At 66.4% G+C, this 20703-nt stretch carries 25 protein-coding genes and 1 riboswitch; of the genes, 18 read left to right on the top strand and 7 right to left on the bottom strand.

Annotation, left to right across the window (positions count from 1 at the left end):
* The first annotated feature begins 65 nt into the window (after positions 1 to 65).
* The 7 genes from J3U95_RS01610 to J3U95_RS01580 all read left to right on the top strand — a co-directional run bounded on the left by J3U95_RS01610 (position 66) and on the right by J3U95_RS01580 (position 5687).
* Complete coding sequence (locus J3U95_RS01610; protein WP_208276962.1) at positions 66 to 359, top strand: hypothetical protein; 294 nt, start codon at positions 66 to 68, stop codon at positions 357 to 359.
* Positions 360 to 440: 81 nt separating this feature from the next.
* Positions 441 to 547, top strand: a riboswitch (TPP riboswitch).
* A gap of 72 nt (positions 548 to 619) precedes the next feature.
* Positions 620 to 2545 carry a phosphomethylpyrimidine synthase ThiC gene (thiC, locus tag J3U95_RS01605; protein ID WP_229519572.1) on the top strand — a complete coding sequence of 642 codons (1926 nt, stop codon included), beginning with the start codon at positions 620 to 622 and terminating at the stop codon, positions 2543 to 2545.
* Positions 2546 to 2749 carry a sulfur carrier protein ThiS gene (gene thiS, locus J3U95_RS01600; RefSeq protein WP_208276961.1) on the top strand — a complete coding sequence of 68 codons (204 nt, stop codon included), beginning with the start codon at positions 2546 to 2548 and terminating at the stop codon, positions 2747 to 2749.
* Between the two features lie 13 nt (positions 2750 to 2762).
* Complete coding sequence (locus J3U95_RS01595; RefSeq protein ID WP_208276960.1) at positions 2763 to 3566, top strand: thiazole synthase; 804 nt, start codon at positions 2763 to 2765, stop codon at positions 3564 to 3566.
* Entirely contained in the window at positions 3563 to 4309 is a 747-nt protein-coding gene (locus tag J3U95_RS01590; RefSeq protein ID WP_208276959.1) for a bifunctional hydroxymethylpyrimidine kinase/phosphomethylpyrimidine kinase, read from the top strand. The genes J3U95_RS01595 and J3U95_RS01590 overlap by 4 nt, the downstream gene beginning before the upstream one ends.
* Positions 4310 to 4320: 11 nt before the next feature.
* The gene (gene thiE, locus J3U95_RS01585; protein WP_208276958.1) at positions 4321 to 4935 is read left to right on the top strand and encodes a thiamine phosphate synthase; all 615 of its coding nucleotides are present in this window, start codon (positions 4321 to 4323) and stop codon (positions 4933 to 4935) included.
* A 38-nt stretch (positions 4936 to 4973) separates the two neighbouring features.
* A complete protein-coding gene (locus J3U95_RS01580; protein ID WP_208276957.1) occupies positions 4974 to 5687 on the top strand; it encodes an ion channel in 714 nt (237 codons plus the stop codon).
* Here the strand turns inward: J3U95_RS01580 and J3U95_RS01575 are convergent.
* A complete protein-coding gene (locus J3U95_RS01575; RefSeq protein WP_208276956.1) occupies positions 5684 to 6133 on the bottom strand; it encodes a cupin domain-containing protein in 450 nt (149 codons plus the stop codon). The two genes, J3U95_RS01580 and J3U95_RS01575, sit on opposite strands and share 4 nt — an antisense overlap.
* An 8-nt stretch (positions 6134 to 6141) precedes the next feature.
* Positions 6142 to 6489: a nuclear transport factor 2 family protein gene (locus tag J3U95_RS01570; protein ID WP_208276955.1), complete on the bottom strand. Its 348-nt coding sequence runs from the start codon at positions 6487 to 6489 to the stop codon at positions 6142 to 6144.
* 116 nt (positions 6490 to 6605) lie between these two features.
* On the opposite strand from J3U95_RS01570, the gene J3U95_RS01565 reads away from it, so the two are divergent.
* Positions 6606 to 7148, top strand: a complete 543-nt coding sequence (locus J3U95_RS01565) for a GNAT family N-acetyltransferase (protein WP_208276954.1) — start codon at positions 6606 to 6608, stop codon at positions 7146 to 7148.
* Here the strand turns inward: J3U95_RS01565 and J3U95_RS01560 are convergent.
* Positions 7111 to 7740: a hypothetical protein gene (locus J3U95_RS01560; protein ID WP_208276953.1), complete on the bottom strand. Its 630-nt coding sequence runs from the start codon at positions 7738 to 7740 to the stop codon at positions 7111 to 7113. The genes J3U95_RS01565 and J3U95_RS01560 overlap by 38 nt on opposite strands.
* A gap of 179 nt (positions 7741 to 7919) precedes the next feature.
* Between J3U95_RS01560 and J3U95_RS01555 the strand changes: the two genes are divergently transcribed.
* From J3U95_RS01555 to J3U95_RS01540, 4 genes are all read left to right on the top strand, one after another.
* The gene (locus J3U95_RS01555) at positions 7920 to 8567 is read left to right on the top strand and encodes an ANTAR domain-containing response regulator (RefSeq protein WP_208276952.1); all 648 of its coding nucleotides are present in this window, start codon (positions 7920 to 7922) and stop codon (positions 8565 to 8567) included.
* A 79-nt stretch (positions 8568 to 8646) separates the two neighbouring features.
* On the top strand, positions 8647 to 9753 hold the full coding sequence (locus J3U95_RS01550) for an S-(hydroxymethyl)glutathione dehydrogenase/class III alcohol dehydrogenase (RefSeq protein ID WP_123070066.1): 1107 nt from the start codon (positions 8647 to 8649) through the stop codon (positions 9751 to 9753).
* Positions 9754 to 9953: 200 nt separating this feature from the next.
* On the top strand, positions 9954 to 10793 hold the full coding sequence (locus J3U95_RS01545; protein WP_208276951.1) for a hypothetical protein: 840 nt from the start codon (positions 9954 to 9956) through the stop codon (positions 10791 to 10793).
* A gap of 39 nt (positions 10794 to 10832) precedes the next feature.
* Positions 10833 to 11279, top strand: coding sequence for a hypothetical protein (locus J3U95_RS01540; protein ID WP_208276950.1), 447 nt, complete (start codon positions 10833 to 10835; stop codon positions 11277 to 11279).
* Here J3U95_RS01540 and scpC read toward each other — a convergent pair whose 3' ends face one another.
* Both scpC and J3U95_RS01530 read right to left on the bottom strand, forming a co-directional pair.
* Positions 11280 to 12803, bottom strand: coding sequence for a succinyl-CoA:acetate CoA-transferase ScpC (scpC, locus tag J3U95_RS01535; RefSeq protein ID WP_208276949.1), 1524 nt, complete (start codon positions 12801 to 12803; stop codon positions 11280 to 11282).
* A 52-nt stretch (positions 12804 to 12855) separates the two neighbouring features.
* Positions 12856 to 13797, bottom strand: coding sequence for a bestrophin family protein (locus J3U95_RS01530; protein WP_208276948.1), 942 nt, complete (start codon positions 13795 to 13797; stop codon positions 12856 to 12858).
* 159 nt (positions 13798 to 13956) lie between these two features.
* On the opposite strand from J3U95_RS01530, the gene hpaR reads away from it, so the two are divergent.
* Positions 13957 to 14445: a homoprotocatechuate degradation operon regulator HpaR gene (gene hpaR / locus J3U95_RS01525; protein WP_208276947.1), complete on the top strand. Its 489-nt coding sequence runs from the start codon at positions 13957 to 13959 to the stop codon at positions 14443 to 14445.
* Positions 14446 to 14639: 194 nt separating this feature from the next.
* Here the strand turns inward: hpaR and J3U95_RS01520 are convergent, their stop codons facing one another.
* Positions 14640 to 15185 (bottom strand): SRPBCC family protein, encoded by a 546-nt coding sequence (locus tag J3U95_RS01520; RefSeq protein ID WP_208276946.1) that lies wholly within the window; start codon positions 15183 to 15185, stop codon positions 14640 to 14642.
* Between the two features lie 238 nt (positions 15186 to 15423).
* On the opposite strand from J3U95_RS01520, the gene J3U95_RS01515 reads away from it, so the two are divergent.
* Positions 15424 to 15825: a GFA family protein gene (locus J3U95_RS01515; RefSeq protein ID WP_208276945.1), complete on the top strand. Its 402-nt coding sequence runs from the start codon at positions 15424 to 15426 to the stop codon at positions 15823 to 15825.
* 78 nt (positions 15826 to 15903) lie between these two features.
* Entirely contained in the window at positions 15904 to 16335 is a 432-nt protein-coding gene (locus tag J3U95_RS01510) for a hypothetical protein (RefSeq protein WP_208276944.1), read from the top strand.
* A 21-nt stretch (positions 16336 to 16356) separates the two neighbouring features.
* On the opposite strand, the gene J3U95_RS01505 is transcribed toward J3U95_RS01510, so the two are convergent.
* Positions 16357 to 17769, bottom strand: coding sequence for an aminotransferase-like domain-containing protein (locus tag J3U95_RS01505; RefSeq protein WP_208276943.1), 1413 nt, complete (start codon positions 17767 to 17769; stop codon positions 16357 to 16359).
* Positions 17770 to 18085: 316 nt separating this feature from the next.
* On the opposite strand from J3U95_RS01505, the gene J3U95_RS01500 reads away from it, so the two are divergent.
* The 3 genes from J3U95_RS01500 (at position 18086) to J3U95_RS01490 (ending at position 20696) form a co-directional block, all read left to right on the top strand.
* Positions 18086 to 18652: an MSMEG_0567/Sll0786 family nitrogen starvation N-acetyltransferase gene (locus J3U95_RS01500; protein ID WP_208276942.1), complete on the top strand. Its 567-nt coding sequence runs from the start codon at positions 18086 to 18088 to the stop codon at positions 18650 to 18652.
* Positions 18649 to 19929: an MSMEG_0569 family flavin-dependent oxidoreductase gene (locus tag J3U95_RS01495; protein WP_208276941.1), complete on the top strand. Its 1281-nt coding sequence runs from the start codon at positions 18649 to 18651 to the stop codon at positions 19927 to 19929. The genes J3U95_RS01500 and J3U95_RS01495 overlap by 4 nt, the downstream gene beginning before the upstream one ends.
* 284 nt (positions 19930 to 20213) lie before the next feature.
* Complete coding sequence (locus J3U95_RS01490; RefSeq protein ID WP_005667995.1) at positions 20214 to 20696, top strand: MSMEG_0572/Sll0783 family nitrogen starvation response protein; 483 nt, start codon at positions 20214 to 20216, stop codon at positions 20694 to 20696.
* Positions 20697 to 20703: the final 7 nt, after the last annotated feature.

Genomic DNA, 20703 nt, shown 5'->3' with positions numbered 1-20703 from the left:
ACGACTCGGGGCAGGAAGAGGACGTTGGGCACATTTGTTCACATCTTTGATAGCAGAAGAAGGTCATGACATTACGCGTGAGGCTGGGTGAAGGCTTCCAGAACAATACCGTGAGCGTGCGGGTCGACGGCAAGCAGGTGTACCAGCGGTCCGGCGTCAGCACCGACTGGACGATTTCGCGCGCGGACGCGGTCGACGTCCAGACCGCGGCCGACAGCGTGCAACTCGAGGTGTCGGTCGACGGCGGGCCGCCCGCCGTGCGCGCCATCGAGCCGGCGCGCACGCCGTTCGTCGAGGTGCGTTCCGTGAACGGCGAGCTGCAGCTGCACGCGCTGGAACAGGAGCCGCCGATGCTGTGATAAAACCACATGCATTTTCTGCCCATCGAAAAACGATTGGGCTATAATCGGCCCGTTGTCATGGAGCCCAGGCTCCGTGACGGCAAACGCTAGGGGTCCTGCGCGCCATATCAGTGGAGCGTGGGTGAGAAATACCCTCCGAACCTGATCTGGATAATGCCAGCGAAGGGAAGCAGCCGAATCGATGCAAGCGTGCGCACATCCGCGTCCGCCTTGCACCCCGGCACCTCCTTTGCTGGCTCCGCAAGCAAGGGAGCCACATGAACGCACCTCTGAAATCATCCCGGGTATTCGATGCCGCCACCGCCACGGTGGACCACGCGGCCATCAATCCATTACCCAATTCGCGCAAGGTCTATATCGAAGGCAGCCGGCCCGACATCCGCGTGCCGATGCGCGAAATCAACCAGTCGCCCACTCCGGACAGCTTCGGCGGCGAGCCGAATCCGCCGCTGTTCGTCTACGACACCTCCGGCCCGTACACCGAGCCGGGCGCGGCAATCGACATCCGCAGCGGCCTGGCGCCGATGCGCCAGGCATGGATCGCCGGGCGCGGAGACACCGAGCAGCTGGACGGCCCGACCTCGCGCTATGGCCAGGCGCGGCTGAACGATCCGCAGCTGGCCGCGCTGCGCTTCAACCTGCAGCGCGCGCCGCGCCGCGCCCATGGCGGGCGCAACGTCACCCAGATGCACTACGCGCGCGCCGGGATCATTACGCCCGAGATGGAATTCATCGCCCTGCGTGAAAACATGCAACGCAAGGAATACATCGCCTCGCTGGAGTCGTCCGGCCCGATGGGCCAGCGGGTGGCGGCGCTGCTCGGTCGCCAGCATCCGGGGCAGTCCTTCGGCGCCAGCATCCCGCTTGAAATCACCCCCGAATTCGTGCGCTCGGAAGTGGCGCGCGGCCGCGCCGTCATCCCCGCCAACATCAACCACCCGGAACTGGAGCCGATGATCATCGGCCGCAACTTCCTGGTGAAGGTCAACGCCAATATCGGCAACTCGGCCGTCACCTCGTCGATCGGCGAGGAAGTGGAAAAGATGACCTGGGCCATCCGCTGGGGCGCGGACACGGTGATGGACCTGTCGACCGGCAAGCACATCCATGAGACGCGCGAATGGATCCTCCGTAACAGCCCGGTGCCGATCGGCACGGTGCCGATCTACCAGGCGCTGGAAAAGGTCAATGGCAAGGCCGAGGAGCTGAGCTGGGAGATCTTCCGCGACACCCTGATCGAACAGGCCGAGCAGGGCGTCGACTACTTCACCATCCACGCCGGCGTACTTTTACGTTACGTGCCGCTGACGGCGAACCGCCTGACGGGCATCGTCTCGCGCGGCGGCTCGATCATGGCCAAGTGGTGCCTGGCCCACCACCGCGAATCCTTCCTGTACACGCATTTCGAGGACATCTGCGACATCATGAAGGCCTATGACGTCTCGTTCAGCCTGGGCGACGGCCTGCGTCCCGGCTCGATCTACGACGCCAACGACGAAGCCCAGCTGGCCGAACTGAAGACCCTGGGCGAGCTGACCCAGATCGCCTGGAAGCACGACGTGCAGACCATCATCGAGGGCCCCGGCCACGTGCCGCTGCACCTGATCAAGGAAAACATGGACCTGCAACTGGAGCAGTGCCACGAGGCGCCGTTCTACACGCTGGGACCGCTCACCACCGACATCGCGCCGGGCTACGACCATATCACCTCGGGCATCGGCGCCGCCAATATCGGCTGGTACGGCACCGCCATGCTGTGCTACGTGACGCCCAAGGAGCACCTGGGCCTGCCCGACAAGAACGACGTCAAGGACGGCATCATCACGTACAAGATCGCCGCGCACGCGGCCGACCTGGCCAAGGGCCATCCCGGCGCCCAGCTGCGCGACAACGCCCTGTCGAAGGCGCGCTTCGAGTTCCGCTGGGAAGACCAGTTCAACCTGGGACTCGACCCCGACAAGGCGCGCGAATTCCACGACGAGACCCTGCCGAAGGATTCGGCCAAGGTCGCCCACTTCTGCTCGATGTGCGGCCCGCATTTCTGCTCGATGAAGATCACCCAGGAGGTGCGCGAATATGCCGCCGCCAAGGGCGTGCAGGGAGAGACCGCGCTGGCCCACGGCATGCAGGAAAAGGCGATCGAGTTCGTCAGGAACGGCGCCCAGCTGTACCGGGAGGTGTGAATGACGCCGATCGAAGTAAACGGGGCGCCGTGCACGGTGCCGCAGGGCCAAACCCTGTACGGCCTGCTGGAACAGCTGGGCCTGAGCGGGCAGGGGATGGCGCTGGCGGTCAACCGCGAGGTGGTGCCGCGCCAGCAATGGCTGCACCGGCGCCTGCAGGAGCAGGACCGGGTCGATATCGTGCGCGCCATCGGTGGCGGCTGACAGGAGACGAGACATGAATGCATTGAACGACATCAAACAGGACGTGCTGACCATCGCCGGTCGCACCTACCAATCGCGCCTGCTGGTCGGCAGCGGCAAGTACCGCGACCTGGCGCAGACCCGCGAAGCCACGCTGGCGGCCGGCGCCGAGATCATCACGGTGGCGATCCGCCGCGTGAACATCGGCCAGGACCCGAACGCGCCGAGCCTGCTGGACGTGCTGCCGCCGAACGAGTTCACCATCCTGCCGAATACGGCCGGCTGCTACACGGCCAAGGACGCGATCTACACCTTGCAGATGGCGCGCGAGCTGCTGGGCGGGCACAAGCTGGTCAAGCTCGAGGTGCTGGGCGACCAGAAGACGCTGTTCCCGCACATGCCCGAGACCCTGGTCGCGGCCGAGGCCCTGGTGAAGGACGGCTTCGACGTCATGGTCTACTGCAGCGACGACCCGATCCAGGCCCGCATCCTGCAGGAGATCGGCTGCGTGGCGGTGATGCCGCTGGCCTCCCTGATCGGCTCGGGCATGGGCATCCTCAATCCGTGGAACCTGTCCCTGATCATCGAGCAGGCCACGGTGCCGGTGCTGGTCGACGCCGGCGTCGGCACGGCGTCGGACGCCGCGATCGCGATGGAGCTGGGTTGCGACGGCGTGTTGATGAACACCGCGATCGCCGCCGCGGGCGATCCGGTGCGCATGGCGCGCGCCATGAAGCATGCGGTGCTGGCGGGGCGCGACGCCTATCTTGCGGGCCGCATGCCGAAGCGCTTCGCGGCTTCTCCCTCGTCGCCCGTCGAGGGAAAGATCACGGGATGACGGCCTGCGTGCTGGTGTTCGCCGGGCTCGATCCCGGCGGTGGCGCCGGCCTGGCCGCCGACATCCTGGCGATCGCGGCGCAGGGTGCGCATCCGCTGCCGGTGGCCACCGCCCTGACGGCGCAGGACAATAACCGGGTCCATGCGGCGAGCCCGGTGGATGCCGAATGGGTCGCGCGCCAGGCGGCGCCGCTGCTGGCCGCCTTCGAGATCGGGGCGGTCAAGCTCGGCATCCCCGGCAACGCCGCCAACGCGGCGGCGATCGCGGACGTCATCCGCACCCTGCGTGCGCGCCGGCCCACCTTGCCGGTGGTGCTCGATCCGGTGCTGGCCAGCGGCCATGGCGATGCGCTGGGGCAGGGCGACGCTATCAAAGCGCTGCGCGAGCTGCTGGCGCTGGCGACGATCGTGTTGCCCAACCTGCCCGAACACGAGGCGCTGGGCGAGATTCACGGCGCGCAGCTGCTGGTGACCGGCGGCCATGCGGCGGGCGACACGGTCGTCAACCGCTGGCTGGCCGATGGCGACGAACGACGCGCCTGGCATTGGCCGCGCCTGCCGCATGGCTACCACGGCAGCGGCTGCACGCTGGCGGCGGCGCTGGCGGCGCGGCTGGCGCTGGGCGAGCGCATGGAGGCGGCGCTCGACGCGGCCCAGGCCTACACCCATCACACGCTGGCGCAGTCGTATGCGCTGGCGCCAGGGCAGCGCATCCCGCGCCGCCTGTTGCAACTGACAAGTTGAAAGGAGTCGACATGCGCGGCTTATATCTCGTTACCCCGAATTGGGACGATACGGAAAAACTGATCGCAGCGACCGACGCCGCCCTTGGCGCCGGCGCTGCGCTGGTCCAGTACCGCCACAAGGAAGCCGGTCCCGAATTGCGCCGGGAGCAGGCGACGGCGCTGCTGGCGCTGTGCCGCCGCCACGGCCGGCCGCTCGTCATCAACGACCACGTCGACCTGTGCCAGGCGATCGACGCCGACGGCGTGCACCTGGGCCATACCGACGCCGGCATCCGCGAGGCGCGCGCGCTGCTGGGATCGGAAAAGATCGTCGGCGCCTCGTGCTACGGCGAGCTATCCCTCGCTCGCACGGCGGTCGAGGCCGGCGCCAGCTACGTCGCCTTTGGTGGCTTTTATCCGTCGCCGGTCAAGAAATACACCTTCGTCACGCCGCCGGAGATGCTGGACCAGGCGCGCGCCGAATTCAGCCTGCCGATCGTTGTCATCGGCGGCATGACGCCGAGCAATGCGGCGTCGCTGGTGGCGCGCGGGATCGACCTGGTGGCCGCGATCACGAGCGTCTATGGATCGCGCGACCCCGCCGAGGCGGCGCGCGCGTTCGGCGCGCTGTTCCCGCCCGCCTGAACCTACAATGGGCGCATCGCGATCACCGTCGTCCATCCATGCGCCCATTGCTGCTGTTCGCCCACACCCGCCGCCACCCGTCCGCCATCCTGCTGCTGGTCCAGCTGATCGGCATGCTGGCCTATCCCTTCATCGAGGGCACGCCGGCCGGCCAGGTGGGATTCAATGTCTTCGGCATCGTGGTGCTGGCCTTCACCATCCGCATGGTGCGGCGCACGCCGGGCGAAGTGCGGGTCAGCTGGACGCTGGCGGTGCCGATCATCGCGCTGCTGCTGGCGCAGATCCTGTTCGGGCTGCGCGAACTGCTGGCCTGGTCTTCGGGGCTCGAGGCGCTGTTCTATTTCTATGCGGCGGGCAGCTTGATCGCCTACATGATGGACGACGAGCTGGCCACCACCGACGAGTTGTTCGCGGCCGGCGCCACGTTTACCCTGATTGCATGGGGCTTTACTCACCTGTATGTGCTTCTGCAGGAAGTTCACCCCGGCACCTTTGCCGCCGCCATCAATCCTGCCGCGCCGCGCACCTGGACCGAGTTGAACTACCTGAGCTTCGCGCTGCTGTCGAGCACCGGCATCGGCGACGTGATTCCGCTCACCGTGCATGCGCGGGCGCTGGCCAGCGTCGAGATGCTGATCGGGCTGATGTACCTGGCGGTGGTGGTGGCGCGGTTGATTGCGTTCACCACGCGTAACCGGATCGCGGTCGGGCGGGCGCGCAAGCGCCGCATGGAAGACTGGGAGAAAGATTAGGCCGAATAGGGGGGTGTCGCCGGCGCGCCGCCGATGGTGGTCCACACGTCATCCGGGAGCGACCGATCGCGAATGCATACGCGGTCGTGATCCGGATAAGTGATGCGATCCAGCGGTGCGCGCGTGCCCACGACGAGGCATCTGGTCGGCCGCGCGCTACGGTTTTTCAAGGTGTGCCCGACAGCGACGCCACTGCGAAAGGTTGCGGCATCGCCAGGTCGCAGCACTGTCTCGGTATCCCCTTCGATCAGCGTCACTTCCCCGTCGAGCACGTACACCATCTCGTCTTCCGCGCTGTGCCAATGCTTGATCGAGGACTGCGCACCGGGCTGGAGGATCTCGACAAAGGCGCCGAACTGGCTTAGATGGCCGGCCTCGGAGATCCACGACGTTGTCACGTCCTCATTCGATTCTTCGATGAATTTCTCGGGAGTCAGCGCAGGCATGGCGACTCCTAAACAGGCACGACGAAGGCCCGCAACTCGGCCATCTTGCCGTCGCGGAAGCGCCAGACGTCGCTGTAGGCGTTCTGCACCGGCTTGCCTTGCTCGTCCTTCGACTCGATATCGCCCAGGGCGACCACGAGATCGCCTTCCGCGACCAGCTCGCGCACGGTGAACCTGGGCGGCTCGGCATAGCCGTCCACCATCCAGGCCCGCACCGCCTCCTTGCCGCGCACCGTCTCGCCGCCAACCGTCGACCAGACGACGTCGTCGGTGCAGCACTCCAGGAATCCTTCGTTGTCGCCGCGGGTCACCGCGGCATTCGCCTTCAGCAAAACATCCTTGTTCGATGCGGACATGGTCGTCTCCGTGGTTAAAGATAAAAATGTACCGATTGTCGGCAACACGCGGCGCTCGGCAGTGGGCCGATTCCTCCCTGCTAGAATTGTTTTCCCACAGTAACCGAGAGTCTTCCATGACGCATGCAACTGCTGCATTCTCGATCAGACCTTTCCGGGCCGAGGAATGGCCAGCCTACCGCGCGATCCGCCTGCGCGCGCTGGCCGATGCGCCTTATGCATTCGGCAGTACCTTGGCCGCCGAGGAAGCGCTGGCGCCCGAGACCTGGGCCGAGCGCCTGGCGCGCTCGACCACTTCAGGCATCGACCGCGCGCTGGCCGCCGAGATGAACGGCGCGCTGGTCGGCCTGGCTTGGGCCAAGGAGGACAGCGACGACGCAACCATCGTCAACCTGTTCCAGATGTGGGTGGCGCCCGAGGCACGCGGGCAGGGCGTGGCCGGCGCCTTGCTGGACGAGGCGGTGCGCTGGGCCACGGCGCGCGGCGCGCAGGCGATGCAATTGGGCGTCACCTGCACGAATGCCGATGCCTTGCGCCTCTATGAGCGCGCCGGTTTCGTCGAGGCCGGCGTGCGCGAACCCTTGCGGCCGGGCTCGGACCTGATGGAGCAGCGCATGCGGCTCACGCTTCCCGACCGAGCGCACGCAGGCAGGCAATGACACGCTTGCCCGGATAGTCGAGCAGCGGCGGAGGGCCGCCCCGGAACCGGTAGCTGACGGTCCGGCGTTCGATGGTGCCCAGGTAAGCCGGGTTCTCGCGCACGAAGCCGGCAAGGGCTGCCCGCATGTCCGGGTCGAACGCTGGCAGCGCCGCCTCGATGCGCTCCACGATCTCGATCACGTATTCGCCGACGAGATGCACGATGAAGGGCGCCATCCAGCCTTGCGGCGCGGCCAGCAGCCGCGCCAGGCATGCTTCGCGCACATGGCCATCGTGGTGGCGAGTGCCGAGGCACCATGCCATGCCGCGTCCTGTGGCGTCGCGGCCGGCATCGTCCCACAGCAGGCCGCGGTCGACGTAGAGTCGCGAAGGAATCGTCAGTGTGTCGCCGCCGAGCATGACCTGATAGGTATAGTGGCGTATTTCGGGGCGCCAGCCCGCGCTGTCGGTGAGCGCAGCGACCGCCGGCCGCAAGGCTGGGGGGAAGGCGAGCGACAGGTCGAGCGCAAGAAGTGCCGGTCGCGGGATCGCTGGCGTGGCGTCGAGATGCGCGGCGCGCACCTTCGCGGAATCGGGCATGGTGTTCTCCATTTGGCCCTGCAAAGGTGCAGGGAACGATGGTATCCCAAGAAATTCATCGGCGCCAGCCATTCCATGAATCTGACAGTGTGTCGTTCCCAACTGGCGCGTTCACAATCTTGCGTGCTATATTTTTTTCATGCTCCAGCACGTCAGCGGCGCTGACGTCCCATGTATAGACAGGAGGAAGCATGAACCCACAACCACCAGCGCGCCGCCTGGTACTGATCGTCGACGACGATGCGCTGCTGCGCGAATACCTGGCCGAGGTGCTGCAGCACGCCGGCCACGACACCCTCGGCGCCGGCACCGCGGCCGAGGCCCTGCGCACGATCGAGGAGCGGGGGGACGGGATCGCCCTGGTCCTGCTCGACATCGAGATGCCCGGCATGTCCGGCCTGGCGCTGGCGCGCCTGCTGCGCGAAGAAACGACCATCCCCTTCATGTTCCTGTCGGCCAGCGACGATGCGGAGACTGCGCGCGCCGCCGCCGATGCCGGCGCGGTGGGTTACCTGGTCAAGCCGGTCGACGGCGCGCAACTGCTGCCGGCCTTCGAAGCGGCGCTGGCGCGCGGCGACGACATCCGGCGCCTGCGCCGCAGCGAGGAAAGCCTGGCCTCGGCGCTGGCGGCGGGACGCGAGACCAGCATCGCGGTCGGCGTGCTGATGGCGCGCTTCCATATCGACCGCCACCTCGCTTTCGACGTGCTGCGCGACGAGGCGCGTTCGCAGCGGCGCAAGATGGGCGAGGTGGCCGAGCAGGTCCTCGCCGCCGAGGAAACGCTGGGCAGCCTGCATGGGGCGATCGGCGAACGATTGCGGGGCCGCGGGCGGACGTGATTGCACAAGCTTGTTATCATGTCACCTTTGCGGCGCGCTCATGGACGCGCGGTTTTTCTTCAAGCAACGGGAATACGACATGAAAACTAAGGCAGCAATCGCATGGAAGGCGGGCCATCCGCTCACGATCGAAGAGGTCGAACTCGAAGGTCCGAAGGCCGGCGAGGTGCTGGTCGAGGTCAAGGCCACCGGCATCTGCCACACCGACTACTACACGCTGTCGGGCGCCGATCCCGAAGGCATCTTCCCGGCCATCCTGGGCCATGAAGGCGCCGGCGTGGTGGTCGACGTCGGTCCCGGCGTGACCAGCCTGCGCAAGGACGATCACGTGATTCCGCTGTACACGCCGGAGTGCCGCCAGTGCAAATTCTGCCTGTCGCAGAAGACCAACCTGTGCCAGGCGATCCGCTCGACCCAGGGCCGCGGCCTGATGCCCGATGCGACGTCCCGTTTTTCGCTGGACGGCCAGCCGATCTACCACTACATGGGCACTTCGACGTTCTCGAACTACATCGTGGTTCCCGAGATCGCCCTGGCCAAGGTGCGCAATGACGCGCCGTTCGACAAGATCTGCTACATCGGTTGCGGCGTCACCACCGGCATCGGCGCCGTGATCTTCACCGCCAAGGTCGAAGCGGGCGCCAACGTGGTCGTGTTCGGCCTGGGCGGCATCGGCCTGAACGTGATCCAGGCGGCCAGGATGGTGGGCGCCGACAAGATCATCGGCGTCGACCTGAACCCGGAACGCGAAGCCATGGCGCGCAAGTTCGGCATGACCCATTTCATCAACCCGACCAAGGTTGAGAACGTGGTCGACAGCATCATCCAACTGACCGACGGCGGCGCCGACTACAGCTTCGAGTGCGTGGGCAACGTCAACACCATGCGCCAGGCGCTGGAGTGCTGCCACAAGGGTTGGGGCCAGTCGATCATCATCGGCGTGGCGGCGGCCGGCCAGGAGATTTCCACCCGTCCGTTCCAGCTGGTGACCGGTCGCGAATGGAAGGGTTCGGCCTTCGGCGGCGCACGTGGCCGTACCGACGTGCCGAAGATCGTCGACTGGTATATGGAAAACAAGATCAATATCGACGACCTGATCACCCATCACTTGCCACTCGACCGCATCAACGAAGGTTTCGATTTGATGAAGTCGGGCGAGTCGATCCGCTCGGTCGTGGTGTACTAAGTCATTCCGGCGGACCGTCAGGTCCGCCACATATGCATGCTTCCAGCGCGGCCTTCGGGCCGCGTTGTCTTTTCGGCGGCGTTTTGGCCGCCTGTTCCGCGATTTCGACCGTCTGTCGCAGCGCGCTGGGCAGCGCATGCCGGATTGTCTACAGTGTTCCCATCGCCGGCTGCGTCCGGCCCATCACTGGAGACCGACCCATGTCACGCACCGCTTCGTCCCACTGGAAACTGGCGCTTCCGCTTCTTGGCCTGGCCGTCATGGCCGCCTTCGCCGTGCCGACCCAGGCGGCGGCCGACGGCAAGCCGCGCGTGGTGCGCGTGGCGGCGGCGGACGAGCCCTATGCCCTGGTGCGCGACACCGGCGGCAGCTTCGACATCAGCGGCAGCAGCGACGACTGGGACGAGGTGCGGGCCGCCCAGCGTGCCATCAAGGGCGAATTCATCTGGTTTCGCGCGGACGGGCGCGGCTACGTGATCCAGGATCCGGATACGGTCAAGCGGGCGCGCGCCGCCTGGGCGCCGCTCGACCGGCTGGGCGAGATGATGAACGTCCATGGCAAGGAAATGGAAAAGCACGGCAAGAAGATCGAAGCGCTTGGCCGCGACATGGAGCGCGCCGCCGCCAAGCCGGCCAACCTGCCGAGCGAGCGCGACATGCGTGAAGTCGACGACGGCATGCAGGCGCTGAGCAAGCATATGGACCTGCTGAGCCGGCAGATGGCCGCGGCCGAGGATGACGCCGAGCGCCGCATCATCCAGCAGAAGATGGCCGAGACCGGCAAGCGCATGTCCGACGCGGGCGTGCGCATCAGCGACGCCTACAACGGCCCGCAGGCGCGCCAGCAGCGCGCCTCGATGGAAGACATCGGCCGTCAGATGGAAATCGCCAACCAGCCGATGGAAAAGCTGGGCAAGCGCATGGGCGAGCTGGGCAAGGAAATGGAGCGCGAGAGCAAGGCCGCCGACAAGACGGTGCGCGCCCTGATCAAGGATGCGCGCGCGAAGGGCCTGGCCCGGCCCTTGTCCGGACAAAGCTGAACCGACTGCACCGCGAACCCGCCCTCAAAGGAGCAGCAAATGAGCCTTATCGCAACGTTCGATGTGAAATCGACGGTCGCCGCCTTCGGTCTGGCCGCCGCCGCGTCCCTGTTTGCCTGGAGTGCGCCGCTCCATGCCGCCCCACAGGACGAGACGGGTATGCAGTACGCATTGGTGAGCGGCGAGTCCACGCGCTTCTACGCGGGCAGCGGGCGCAAGGACTGGGAAGACGTGCGCGCCGTCCGGCGCGGCGTCGAGGGCGAATTCATCTGGCTACGCGAGGACGGGCGCAGCTACGTCATCCGCGACGCCGCCCTGGTGGACCAGGTCCGTCACGCCTGGGCGCGCCATGACCAGGTCAACAAGCGCATGGATGCGCCGCGCGACGAGGTCGGACGCGAGCGGCGCGCGGCCGACCAGGCCGTCCGCGCCCTGATCGTCGAGGCGCGCGCCAAGGGGTTGGCACAGGCGGCGCCGCTGCCCTGATCAGGCCGCGTCCGGCGCCGGCAGCATCGATCCCGTCTCGCGATAGCGCACGTGCCACGAATACGCCTTTTCCAGCACGTGCGGCGTGTGGCCGCCGCGCGCGTTCGCTTCCTCGACGTAGTCGCGCAGCATCTGCCTGTACGGCTCGGCCACGCAGTGATCGATGATGCGCTGGGCGCGTTCGCGCGGGGCCAGGCCGCGCAGGTCGGCCAGGCCGACCTCGGTCACCACGATGTCGACGTCATGCTCGGTGTGGTCGACGTGCGAGACCATCGGTACGATGCTCGAGATCTTGCCGCCCTTGGCCACCGACTTGGTCGCGAACACCGATAGATAGGCGTTGCGGGCGAAGTCGCCCGAGCCGCCGATGCCGTTCATCATATGGGTGCCGCCCACGTGGGTCGAGTTGATGTTGCCGTAGATGTCGAACTCGAGCGCCGTGTTAATGGCGATCAGCCCCAGGCGGCGGATGACTTCGGGATGGTTGCTCACTTCCTGCGGGCGCAGGACCAGGCGGTCCCTGTACTTTTCCAGCTCGGCGAACACCTGCCGCCCTTTTTGTTCCGACAGGGTGATCGACGAACCCGAGGCGAAATCGAGCTTGCCGGCGTCGAACAGGTCGAAGGTCGAATCCTGCAGCACCTCGGAGTACATGGTGAGGCCCTTGAACGGACCGTCGATCAGGCCGGCCAGCACGGCGTTGGCGATGGTGCCGATGCCGGCCTGGATCGGCATCAGCCGCTCGGTCAGGCGGCCGGCGGCGATTTCGGCGTTGAAGAAATCGGTCAGGTGGCCGGCGATGGCGGCGGTGTCGTCGTCCGGCGGCTGGATGGTGGAAGCGCTGTCGTGCTTCTCGGTCATGACGATGGCCACGATCTTCTCGGGCGGGATGGCGATCGCCGTGGCGCCGATGCGGTCGCTGACGTTCATGAGCGGCATCGGCTCGCGCTGCGGGCGGTGTTTCGGGATGAAGATGTCGTGCAGGCCTTCGAGCGCCGGCGACTGGGAGAGGTTGATCTCGACGATCACCTTGTCGGCCAGGATCGCGAAGCTGGCGCTGTTGCCGACCGAGGTGGTCGGGATGATGGCGCCCGTCTCGGTGATCGCGATGGCCTCGATGATGGCGACGTCCACCGGCGCGAGCTGCCGCGTGCGCAACAGCTCGACGGTCTCGGACAGGTGCTGGTCGGTGAACATGACCTCGCCGCGGTTGATCGCGGCGCGCAAGGTGGGATCGGTCTGGAACGGCATGCGGCGTGCCAGCGCGCCGGCCTGAGTCAGCGCCGCGTCGGTCTCGCCGCCGAGCGAGGCGCCGGTGATCAGGGTGATCGCCAGCGGCGCGCTGCGCGCGCGTTCGGCCAGCGCCAGCGGCACCGCCTTGGCGTCGCCGGCGCGGGTGAAGCCGCTGGTGCCGACGGTCATGCCGTCCTGGATCCATTCGGCGGCGCGTTCGGCGCTGGTGATGCGCTCGCGCAGCTGCGGCAGGCGGACGCGGTCGTGGGCAAGGTGGTGATCGTGATGCATGACTTCTCCTCAGGTTCGGACTTGGTGTGGCTTTGCTTTTCTCTATGCGGTATCAGGTGAGGCAGTAGTCGACCGGCTGCAGCGGCGGCGGCACGTGTTCGTCGCGCAGCGCATTGCGCAGGTCGATCTCGATGGCGCGGCAGATGGCGTCCAGCGGCAGGTCGTTGGGTTCGATGCCGAATGGCTCTTCCAGCTCGTCGCCCAGCGCGTCCAGGCCGAAGAAGGTGTAGGCCACGATGGCGACCACGAACGGCGTCATGAAGCCGATCGAGTCGACCAGGCCAAAGGGCAGCAGGAAGCAGTAGATGTAGGCGGTGCGGTGCAGCAGCAGCGTGTACGAATAGGGGATGGGCGTGTTCTTGATGCGCTCGCACGACGCGGCCGCCGCGGTCAGGCTTGAGAGGGTGTTGTCGATATTGGCCGCCAGGCAGCCTTCGATGCGCCCATCCTTGATGCAGCGCTGCAGGTCGGCGCCCATGTGGCGCATCAGGCTGTCCGGCTTGTTGTGGGCGCGCGCCATGTCTTCGTATTCGTCCGGCAGCAGGAAGGTGGCGAGGTAGGGCGAGCCGGGCTGGTCGCGCAGGTGGTCGCGCAGCGCGTGGACAAAGGCAATCGCGCGGTAGATGAGCCGAACCCGTGTATCCTGCAAGCCATTACTTGCAAGTGCAGGCCGTGGATCGTCGATCAGGCTGGTCGTCTGGCGCGCCAGGTTACGGCAGCGCAGCACCAGTTCGCCCCACAGCTTGCGGCCTTCCCAGAAGCGGTCGTAGGCGGAGTTGTTGCGAAAGCCAAGGAAGATCGCGATCGGCAATCCGATCAGCGTGAACGGGATCGTGGTGAGGGTGATCTTGAGGTCCCACAGGTCGCCGTGCGACCAGGTGACCAGGGTGGCCACCGCAATATTGACCAGCAGGGTAGGCAGGATGCGGGGCAGGACCGAGCCGCGCAACAGGAGGAACAGCTTGAGCCCGGAAGGGCGCTCTCGGATAATCACGGTACCGACCGCATTCGCAAAAAAATAGACGGAGTCAAGGAAAACTCACTAATATATTCGCAGTAAATCACTAATATCTTAGTCAGTCAAGCGATTGCGCTTGCGCTTGTACTCACGCGATCATTTTGATGTAGACCATTTAATAACTCGGAGCACGCATTGGCCCGCCGTATCACTCACCGCAACCTGCCCCAGCTTTTCCTGAAAGCGCGCGAATCGTTGATGTCGCATTTTCGTCCCATCCTCAACCACTTCGGCGTGACCGAACAGCAATGGCGGATCCTGCGTGTGCTGGACGAGCACGGACAGCTGGAGCCGCGCGAGATGTGCGACCTGTGCCAGATCCTGAGCCCGAGCATGACCGGCGTGCTGTCGCGCATGGAAGAGCTGGGCCTGGTCGAGCGCCAGCGCGTGGCGGCCGACCAGCGCCGCATCTGGGTGCGGCTGGCGCCGAAGGGGGACAAGCTGATCGACGAAATCGCGCCGCTGATCGAGCAGCAGTACACATTGATCGAGGCAGCGTATGGCAGCGGGGTGGTCGACGACCTGTCGCGGGCGCTGGAGGGATTCATTGCGGCACAGGCGACGCCGGTGGAGAGGGTGGAATTGCCGGCGACGACGAAGGCGGTGAATAGCCGTCGGCCGTGAATCGTCACGTTAGCGTATAAACGTCATTCGTTAGCTTGTAAACGTCATTCCCGCGCAGGCGGGAATCCAAGTCGGTTTGCGTTGAGGTGGCGCATACAGAATTGGTAGAGCGAAGGACTTGGGCCCCCGCCTTCGCGGGGGCGACGTGCTGATGCTGGCGGATAGTGTCAGCACGTCCATCGTTCAAACTCTGATCAATGCTGATCGATCTTCCCGCGCCAGCCCCCGGTCTCGCTGCCGCGTTTTTCCAGCAGCTCCTTGAAGTTGGCCAGGTTCGAGCGCGCTTCCATGCGCACGGCGCCCAGCGCGTCGCCCAGGGTCTCCAGCGGGCCTTCCGGCTCGTAGTCCATTTGCAGCGCAATGCGGGTGACGGTGTCCGAGATCTTGTGGAAGGTGACCACGCCGCCGTTCTTGACGCCGGTGACGCTGCGCCAGGCGATGCGGTTGTCCGGGATCTGCTCGGTGATCTCGGCATCCCACTCCTTGTCTTCGCCGGCCACATTGGCCTTCCAGTGCAGGTGCTTGTCGTCCAGCTGGCGAATCTCTTTCACGCTCTTCATGAATTGCGGGAAGTCTTCGAACTGGGTGAACTGGTTGTAGGCGGTGCGCACAGGCACGTTGACTTCGATCGTTTCGACGATCGACGAGCTGGCGCCAAAGCCACGGTTTTGCTTGAATTTCTTCGACAGCATTGCGCCGCCGACGGCCAGTGCGGCCACGGTAACTACACGACCCAACATAGTGTTCTCCTTGAGTGTTTGCCCTGGCGCAGAACGGCCCTAAAGCCCGGATCATGCGCCCCGACAAGAATGAATGCACATGCGAACGGGGTTCGCGACCTTGTCGCGAATCTGTCATTAAAATAAGCGAAAAGACAAGGAAGGGGCGCGCGGCTGGGATGTCGTTTCGGAGAAGTTGCGCGATGTTAATGTCGTTTCCTGGCTGAAATCGCCGACGATGTGTCGAGGGGAGAATCGGATGAGCTTGCAAGGTGGATGCTTCTGCGGGGCGGTGCGCTACGAGGCGCGCGGCGAACCTTTCAACAGCACGCTATGCCATTGCACCGATTGCCGCAAGGCCTCGGGCGCCCCGGCCATTGCCTGGTTCAGCGTGAAGACGACCAGCCTGCACTGGACCGCCAGCGCACCGCAGCGTTTCCGCTCCAGCGAACATGCCGTGCGCAGCTTTTGCCCGTCCTGCGGCACCACGCTCACCTGGCACGACGAGCGCTGGCCCGACGAGATCGACCTCGCCACCGCCAGCCTGGACGATCCGGAACTGGTGCCGCCGGGGGACCATACCTTCGTGCGCAGCCGGCTGGGCTGGATGAAATTGCAGGACGGCTTGCCGCAGTACCAGAAGACGCGGTCGGAAGGGTGATTTCATGCGGCCCGCATTGTCATCCGTGCGAGAAGATGCGAGCATGGAATCATCGTGACTTCCCGGAAAGCACCCGCCATGAGCGTCCCATCGTCCAATCGCAAGCGCCGCCAACTTTGCCTCGCCCTGCCTGTTGCCGCACTGGCAGGAATGGTCGGCTCCGCCGCGCAAGCCCGTACCTTGTTTCCGGCCGGGATCGGTCACACCAACCACCATACGGGATTCGAGGTGGCGCTGAAGCTGGACATGTTCGGAGAAGTCAGCAAGCCGGTCGTGGTCGCGCAGAATGCCGAGCGCATCACCTTGCGTGGCGTGCATGGCGATACGCCGTGGGACTTGCAATTCACGATCGCCCGCATGGACTACCAGGGCAACCTGCGTGTGCAGGCCAGGCTGACCAGCAACGGCGAAGTCCTGGCTGCGCCGGTCCGGACCGCCGTGATCGGCCAGCGGGTCGTCGTGCGCGCCGACGACCAGATCGACGTCGCGATGCTCGTCAGGCGCGTGTAACGGCGACAAGCGCACCGGCGTTCACACGCCATGCGCCACACACGGGGGCGGATGGCGCAGCGCCTGCCCCATGAGTTCCAGTGCATGCTGGATCTGGTAACGGTCGGCCATGCCGCCCACGCACACCCGCACCGCTTCCGGCGCCATCCCCTGCGCCCCGACTGCGAACGCATCGCTGGCGACCACCGCCACCCCGGCCGCGGCCATCGTCTCGGAGAATTGCCGGCGTCCCCACGGCGCGGGCAGCCGCAGCCATAAATGAAAACTGTCGGGTGTCGCGTCGACGCTCGCGCCGGGCAGGGCGCGCAGCGCGATCTTGTGGCGCACCGCGCATTCCTTGCGGATGGCGGCCAGCATCAGGTCGGCCGTGCCGTCGCGGATCCAGCGCGTCGCCAGCGCGGCCGTGATGGGCGAGACCATGGTCGTGGTGGCGCGGATGGCGGCCGTCAGGCGCGCCGTGTAATGGGCGTCCGGGGCCACCAGGAAGCCGACTCGCAGGCCCGCGCCGACGCATTTGGCGAGGCCGGCGATATAGAAGGTGATGTCCGGCCCCATGCTGGCCAGCGGCGGCGGCCCGGAACGCGGCAGGAAGCCGTAGGCGTCGTCCTCGATGATCGCCACGCCGTGAAAGCGCGCCACCTCGACCAACGCCTGGCGCCGCTGCGCCGACATCACCGCCGTGGTCGGATTGAGCAGGGTCGGATTGCAGTACAGCGCCTTCGGCGCGTACTGGGCGCAGGCGGCGGCGAAGGCGACCGCATCGATGCCTTCGCCATCCATCGGCAGCCCCACCAGTTTCAGGCCCAGCTGGCCGGCCAGCGCCCGTAATCCCGGATAGGTCAGTTCTTCGCAGCAGACGACCGAGCCCGCGGGCGCGATCGCGGCGAGCACCGCCAGCAGCGCGCACTGGGCGCCCGGCGTGACCAGCATCCGTTCCTGCGGGACCACCAGGCCGCGCCGGCGCAGCCACAGCGCGCCGGCCTCGCGATCGTCGCGTGAGCCGCAGAAGTCCTGGTAGCGCAGCAGGTCGCGCAGCCGGGCGCCGACTTCCGCATAGCCGGCCTGCATCAGCTGCGCCAGCTCGGGCGACGCCGGCTCGGGCGGCATATTCATCGACAGGTCGATGTTCGGCCGGCCTTCGACCGCGCGCGGGATGGCGGGACGCCGCCTGCCGCACACGAAGGTGCCGCGTCCCACCGTCGAGTCGACCAGCCCGCGCCGCTGCGCCTCGACATAGGCGCGCGCCACCGTGGTGAAGTCGATCCCGAGGCCGGCGGCCAGCCGGCGCTGCGCCGGCAGCCGCTGTTCCGGCATCAGGCGGCCGGTCGTGATGTCGTCGGCGATCGCATTGGCGATCTGCTGGTAGAAGGGCAGGGCGCCGGGCGTGTTCGCCTTCTTCAGCCTGGGCATCCAGCCATCGAATTTCTTGCTCATTGCCGCCAACCTCCATGACGTTGTTGCGGGCGCGCGCAGGCACCGAAAAGGCACAACGCGCACCCGCATGATGCGGTATCCGCGACATCGTGTGGCGGCCCCCGGCGCAGATTGTATGCAGCGAATGTATGGAGCCCGCGGATGACGCAAAAAACCGCCTCCCTCGCCTGGCCCGATGCAAGGCGCGTGCCAGAAGCAGCAAGCGCGCCGTCGCCGCAAATGACCGCAAACGCCTGCAGTCAAATCGGGCCTCCAACGCGATTGATTGGCACGCCCCATGCATTCAATCCAGGCATCGCCCGCCAGGAGAACGATCATGATGAACGAGCTGCCTCTCGCCTATCTGCCCAGCGAGTTTCGCGTGAAATGGGTCACCCTGCCATGGGAGGCGGACCAGGCCTACCGCCTGCGCCGCGCCGTGTTCTGCGAAGAGCAGGGCATCTTCGCGCACGACGACCGCGACGCGGTCGACGAACGCGCGCAGTTGCTGGTCGCGCTGTCGTGCCTGGCCGGCCTGCCCGACCAGGTGATCGGCACCGTGCGCATCCACGACGAAGGCGGCGGCCTGTGGTTCGGTTCGCGGCTGGCCGTCGATCCGGCCTGGCGCAAGCACGCCCGGCTCGGCATCACCCTCATCCGCCTGGCGGTCTGCAGCGCCGGCGCGCTGGGCTGCCGCGTCTTTCGCGCCCACGTGCAAAGCCAGAACGTGCCCCTGTTCCAGCGCCTCGACTGGCATGTGCTGCACGAGGAAACCCTGCTGGGACGGCCGCATCACCTGATGCAGGCCGACCTGGCCAGCTATCCGCCCTGCCACACCCCGCAAGCCGGCTACGCCGGCCTGCGGGCATCGTCGACCAACCTTCCCACCGGAGAACCAGCATGACCATCCCCACCATCCTGCCTGCGCTCGATGCGCACTACGACGTCGCCATCGTCGGCGGTGGCCAGGCCGGCCTGTCCATGAGCTACTACCTGCAGCAGGCCGGCATCGGTCACATCGTGTTCGAGAAATACGTGCAGACACATGCCTGGCGCACCCAGCGCTGGGACGCATTCTCGCTGGTGACCCCGAACTGGCAATGCCAGCTGCCCGGCCACCCGTATGCCGGCGACGATCCGCACGGCTTCATGCGGCGCGAGCAGATCGTCGACTACCTGGACGGCTTCATCGCCAAGGTGAATGCACCGGTGCGCGAAGGCGTCGAGGTGCGCGAGGTGGCGCCTTTGGCGAGCGGCGGCTTCGCGCTGCGCACCAGCATCGGCGACACCACCGCCGGCCAGGTCGTGGTGGCTTCCGGCTGCTACCAGGAACCGATCGTGCCGCGCCTGGCCGAGCGCCTGCCGGCCGACGTCGTCCAGCTGCACTCGGCCGACTACCGCAATCCGCACAGCCTGCCCGAAGGCGCGGTGCTGGTGGTCGGCTCCGGCCAGTCCGGCGCGCAGATCGCGGAAGACCTGCACCTGGCCGGCCGCCGCGTCCACCTGGCCACCGGCGACGCGCCGCGCTGCGCGCGCTTCTATCGCGGCCGCGACGTGGTCGACTGGCTGGCCGACATGGGCTACTACGACAAGTCGGTGAGCGAGCATCCCTTGCGCGAAGGCGTGCGCGACAACACCAATCACTACGTCACGGGTCGCGACGGCGGCCGCGACATCGACCTGCGCGCCTTCGCCCTGCAGGGCATGCGTCTGCACGGCACCCTGACCGGCCTGGAAGGGACGCGGCTCGGCTTCGCGCCCAACCTGAAGGCCAACCTGGACCAGGCCGACGGGGTCTATAACCGCATCAACGCCTCGATCGACAGCTGGATCGCGGCCCAGGGCATCGCCGCCCCGCCCGGCGCAGCCTATGTGGCGCCATGGGAGCCGGACGGCGCGCTGCCCGACACGCTCGACCTGCGTGCCGACGGCATCGTGGCCGTGATCTGGTGCATCGGCTTCGCGCCGGATTTCAAATGGGTCAATGCGCCGGTCTTCAATGGGCGCGGCCATCCGGTCCACACGCGCGGCGTCAGCGGCCAGCCGGGCCTGTATTTCCTGGGCCTGCCCTGGCTGCACACCTGGGGCTCCGGGCGCTTCTCGGGCGTGGCGCGCGATGCCGAATACCTCGCGGAGCACATCACGGACCTGGCGGGCGCACCGGCGCTGCGGTATGCCTGACATGCCGCGGTGCACAGCGCGCGCCGTGATGTGGCATCTGCCGCACCGCAGCGACGCAGCCCCGGCACGCTTCGCTTCGATCCTGCCGCCGCCATTGACTGGACGGTTTGACCGGATCGCTGTCGCGCACCGGGCCGGCATGCCTCTCGGGACCGCGGCTTGAATGGAAAACGCTCCATTCAATGCCTGCCGGTTGCGGCATTGACTGGCACGGAGCATGCAATCAATCCCCTGTGCGGACCTCGGTTCCCGCATCAATTCAACCACTAGACAGGAGCACTACCATGCCAGCAGTTACCCAAGCCAAGCACCAGAAAGGCGACTTCTTCGTGGACTACGAGGAAAAGGTATTCGAGGACGTCAAGGCGAAGCCGGGCGAGAAAGCGCTGGTGACCTTCCACACGGTGGCCTATGAAGGCTCGATCGGTTTCGTCAACATGCTGCAGGCCACCCGCCTGCAGCGCAAGGGTTACGAAACCTCGATCCTGATGTACGGGCCGGGCGTCACCCTGGGCATCCAGCGCGGCTTCCCGACCATCGGCGACGAGGCCTTCCCCGGCCACCAGAACTACAGCAAGCAGCTCACCAAATTCATGGAAGAGGGCGGCAAAGTCTACGCCTGCCGCTTCGCGCTGCAGGCGCTGTACGGCCATGGCGAACCGGCGCTGATCGAAGGCATCCGCCCCATCAGCCCGCTCGACGTGCTCGACCTGAAGCTGCTGCACCTGCGCGACAACGCGGTCGTCATCGATACCTGGACCCTGTAGGCAGCGG

Origin of the sequence: Massilia oculi (genome assembly GCF_017582745.1) — a bacterium.
GTDB lineage: Bacteria > Pseudomonadota > Gammaproteobacteria > Burkholderiales > Burkholderiaceae_D > Telluria > Telluria oculi_A.
The sequence above is the reverse complement of the archived record's forward strand: the minus strand, read 5'-3'. Positions and strand labels throughout refer to the sequence as shown.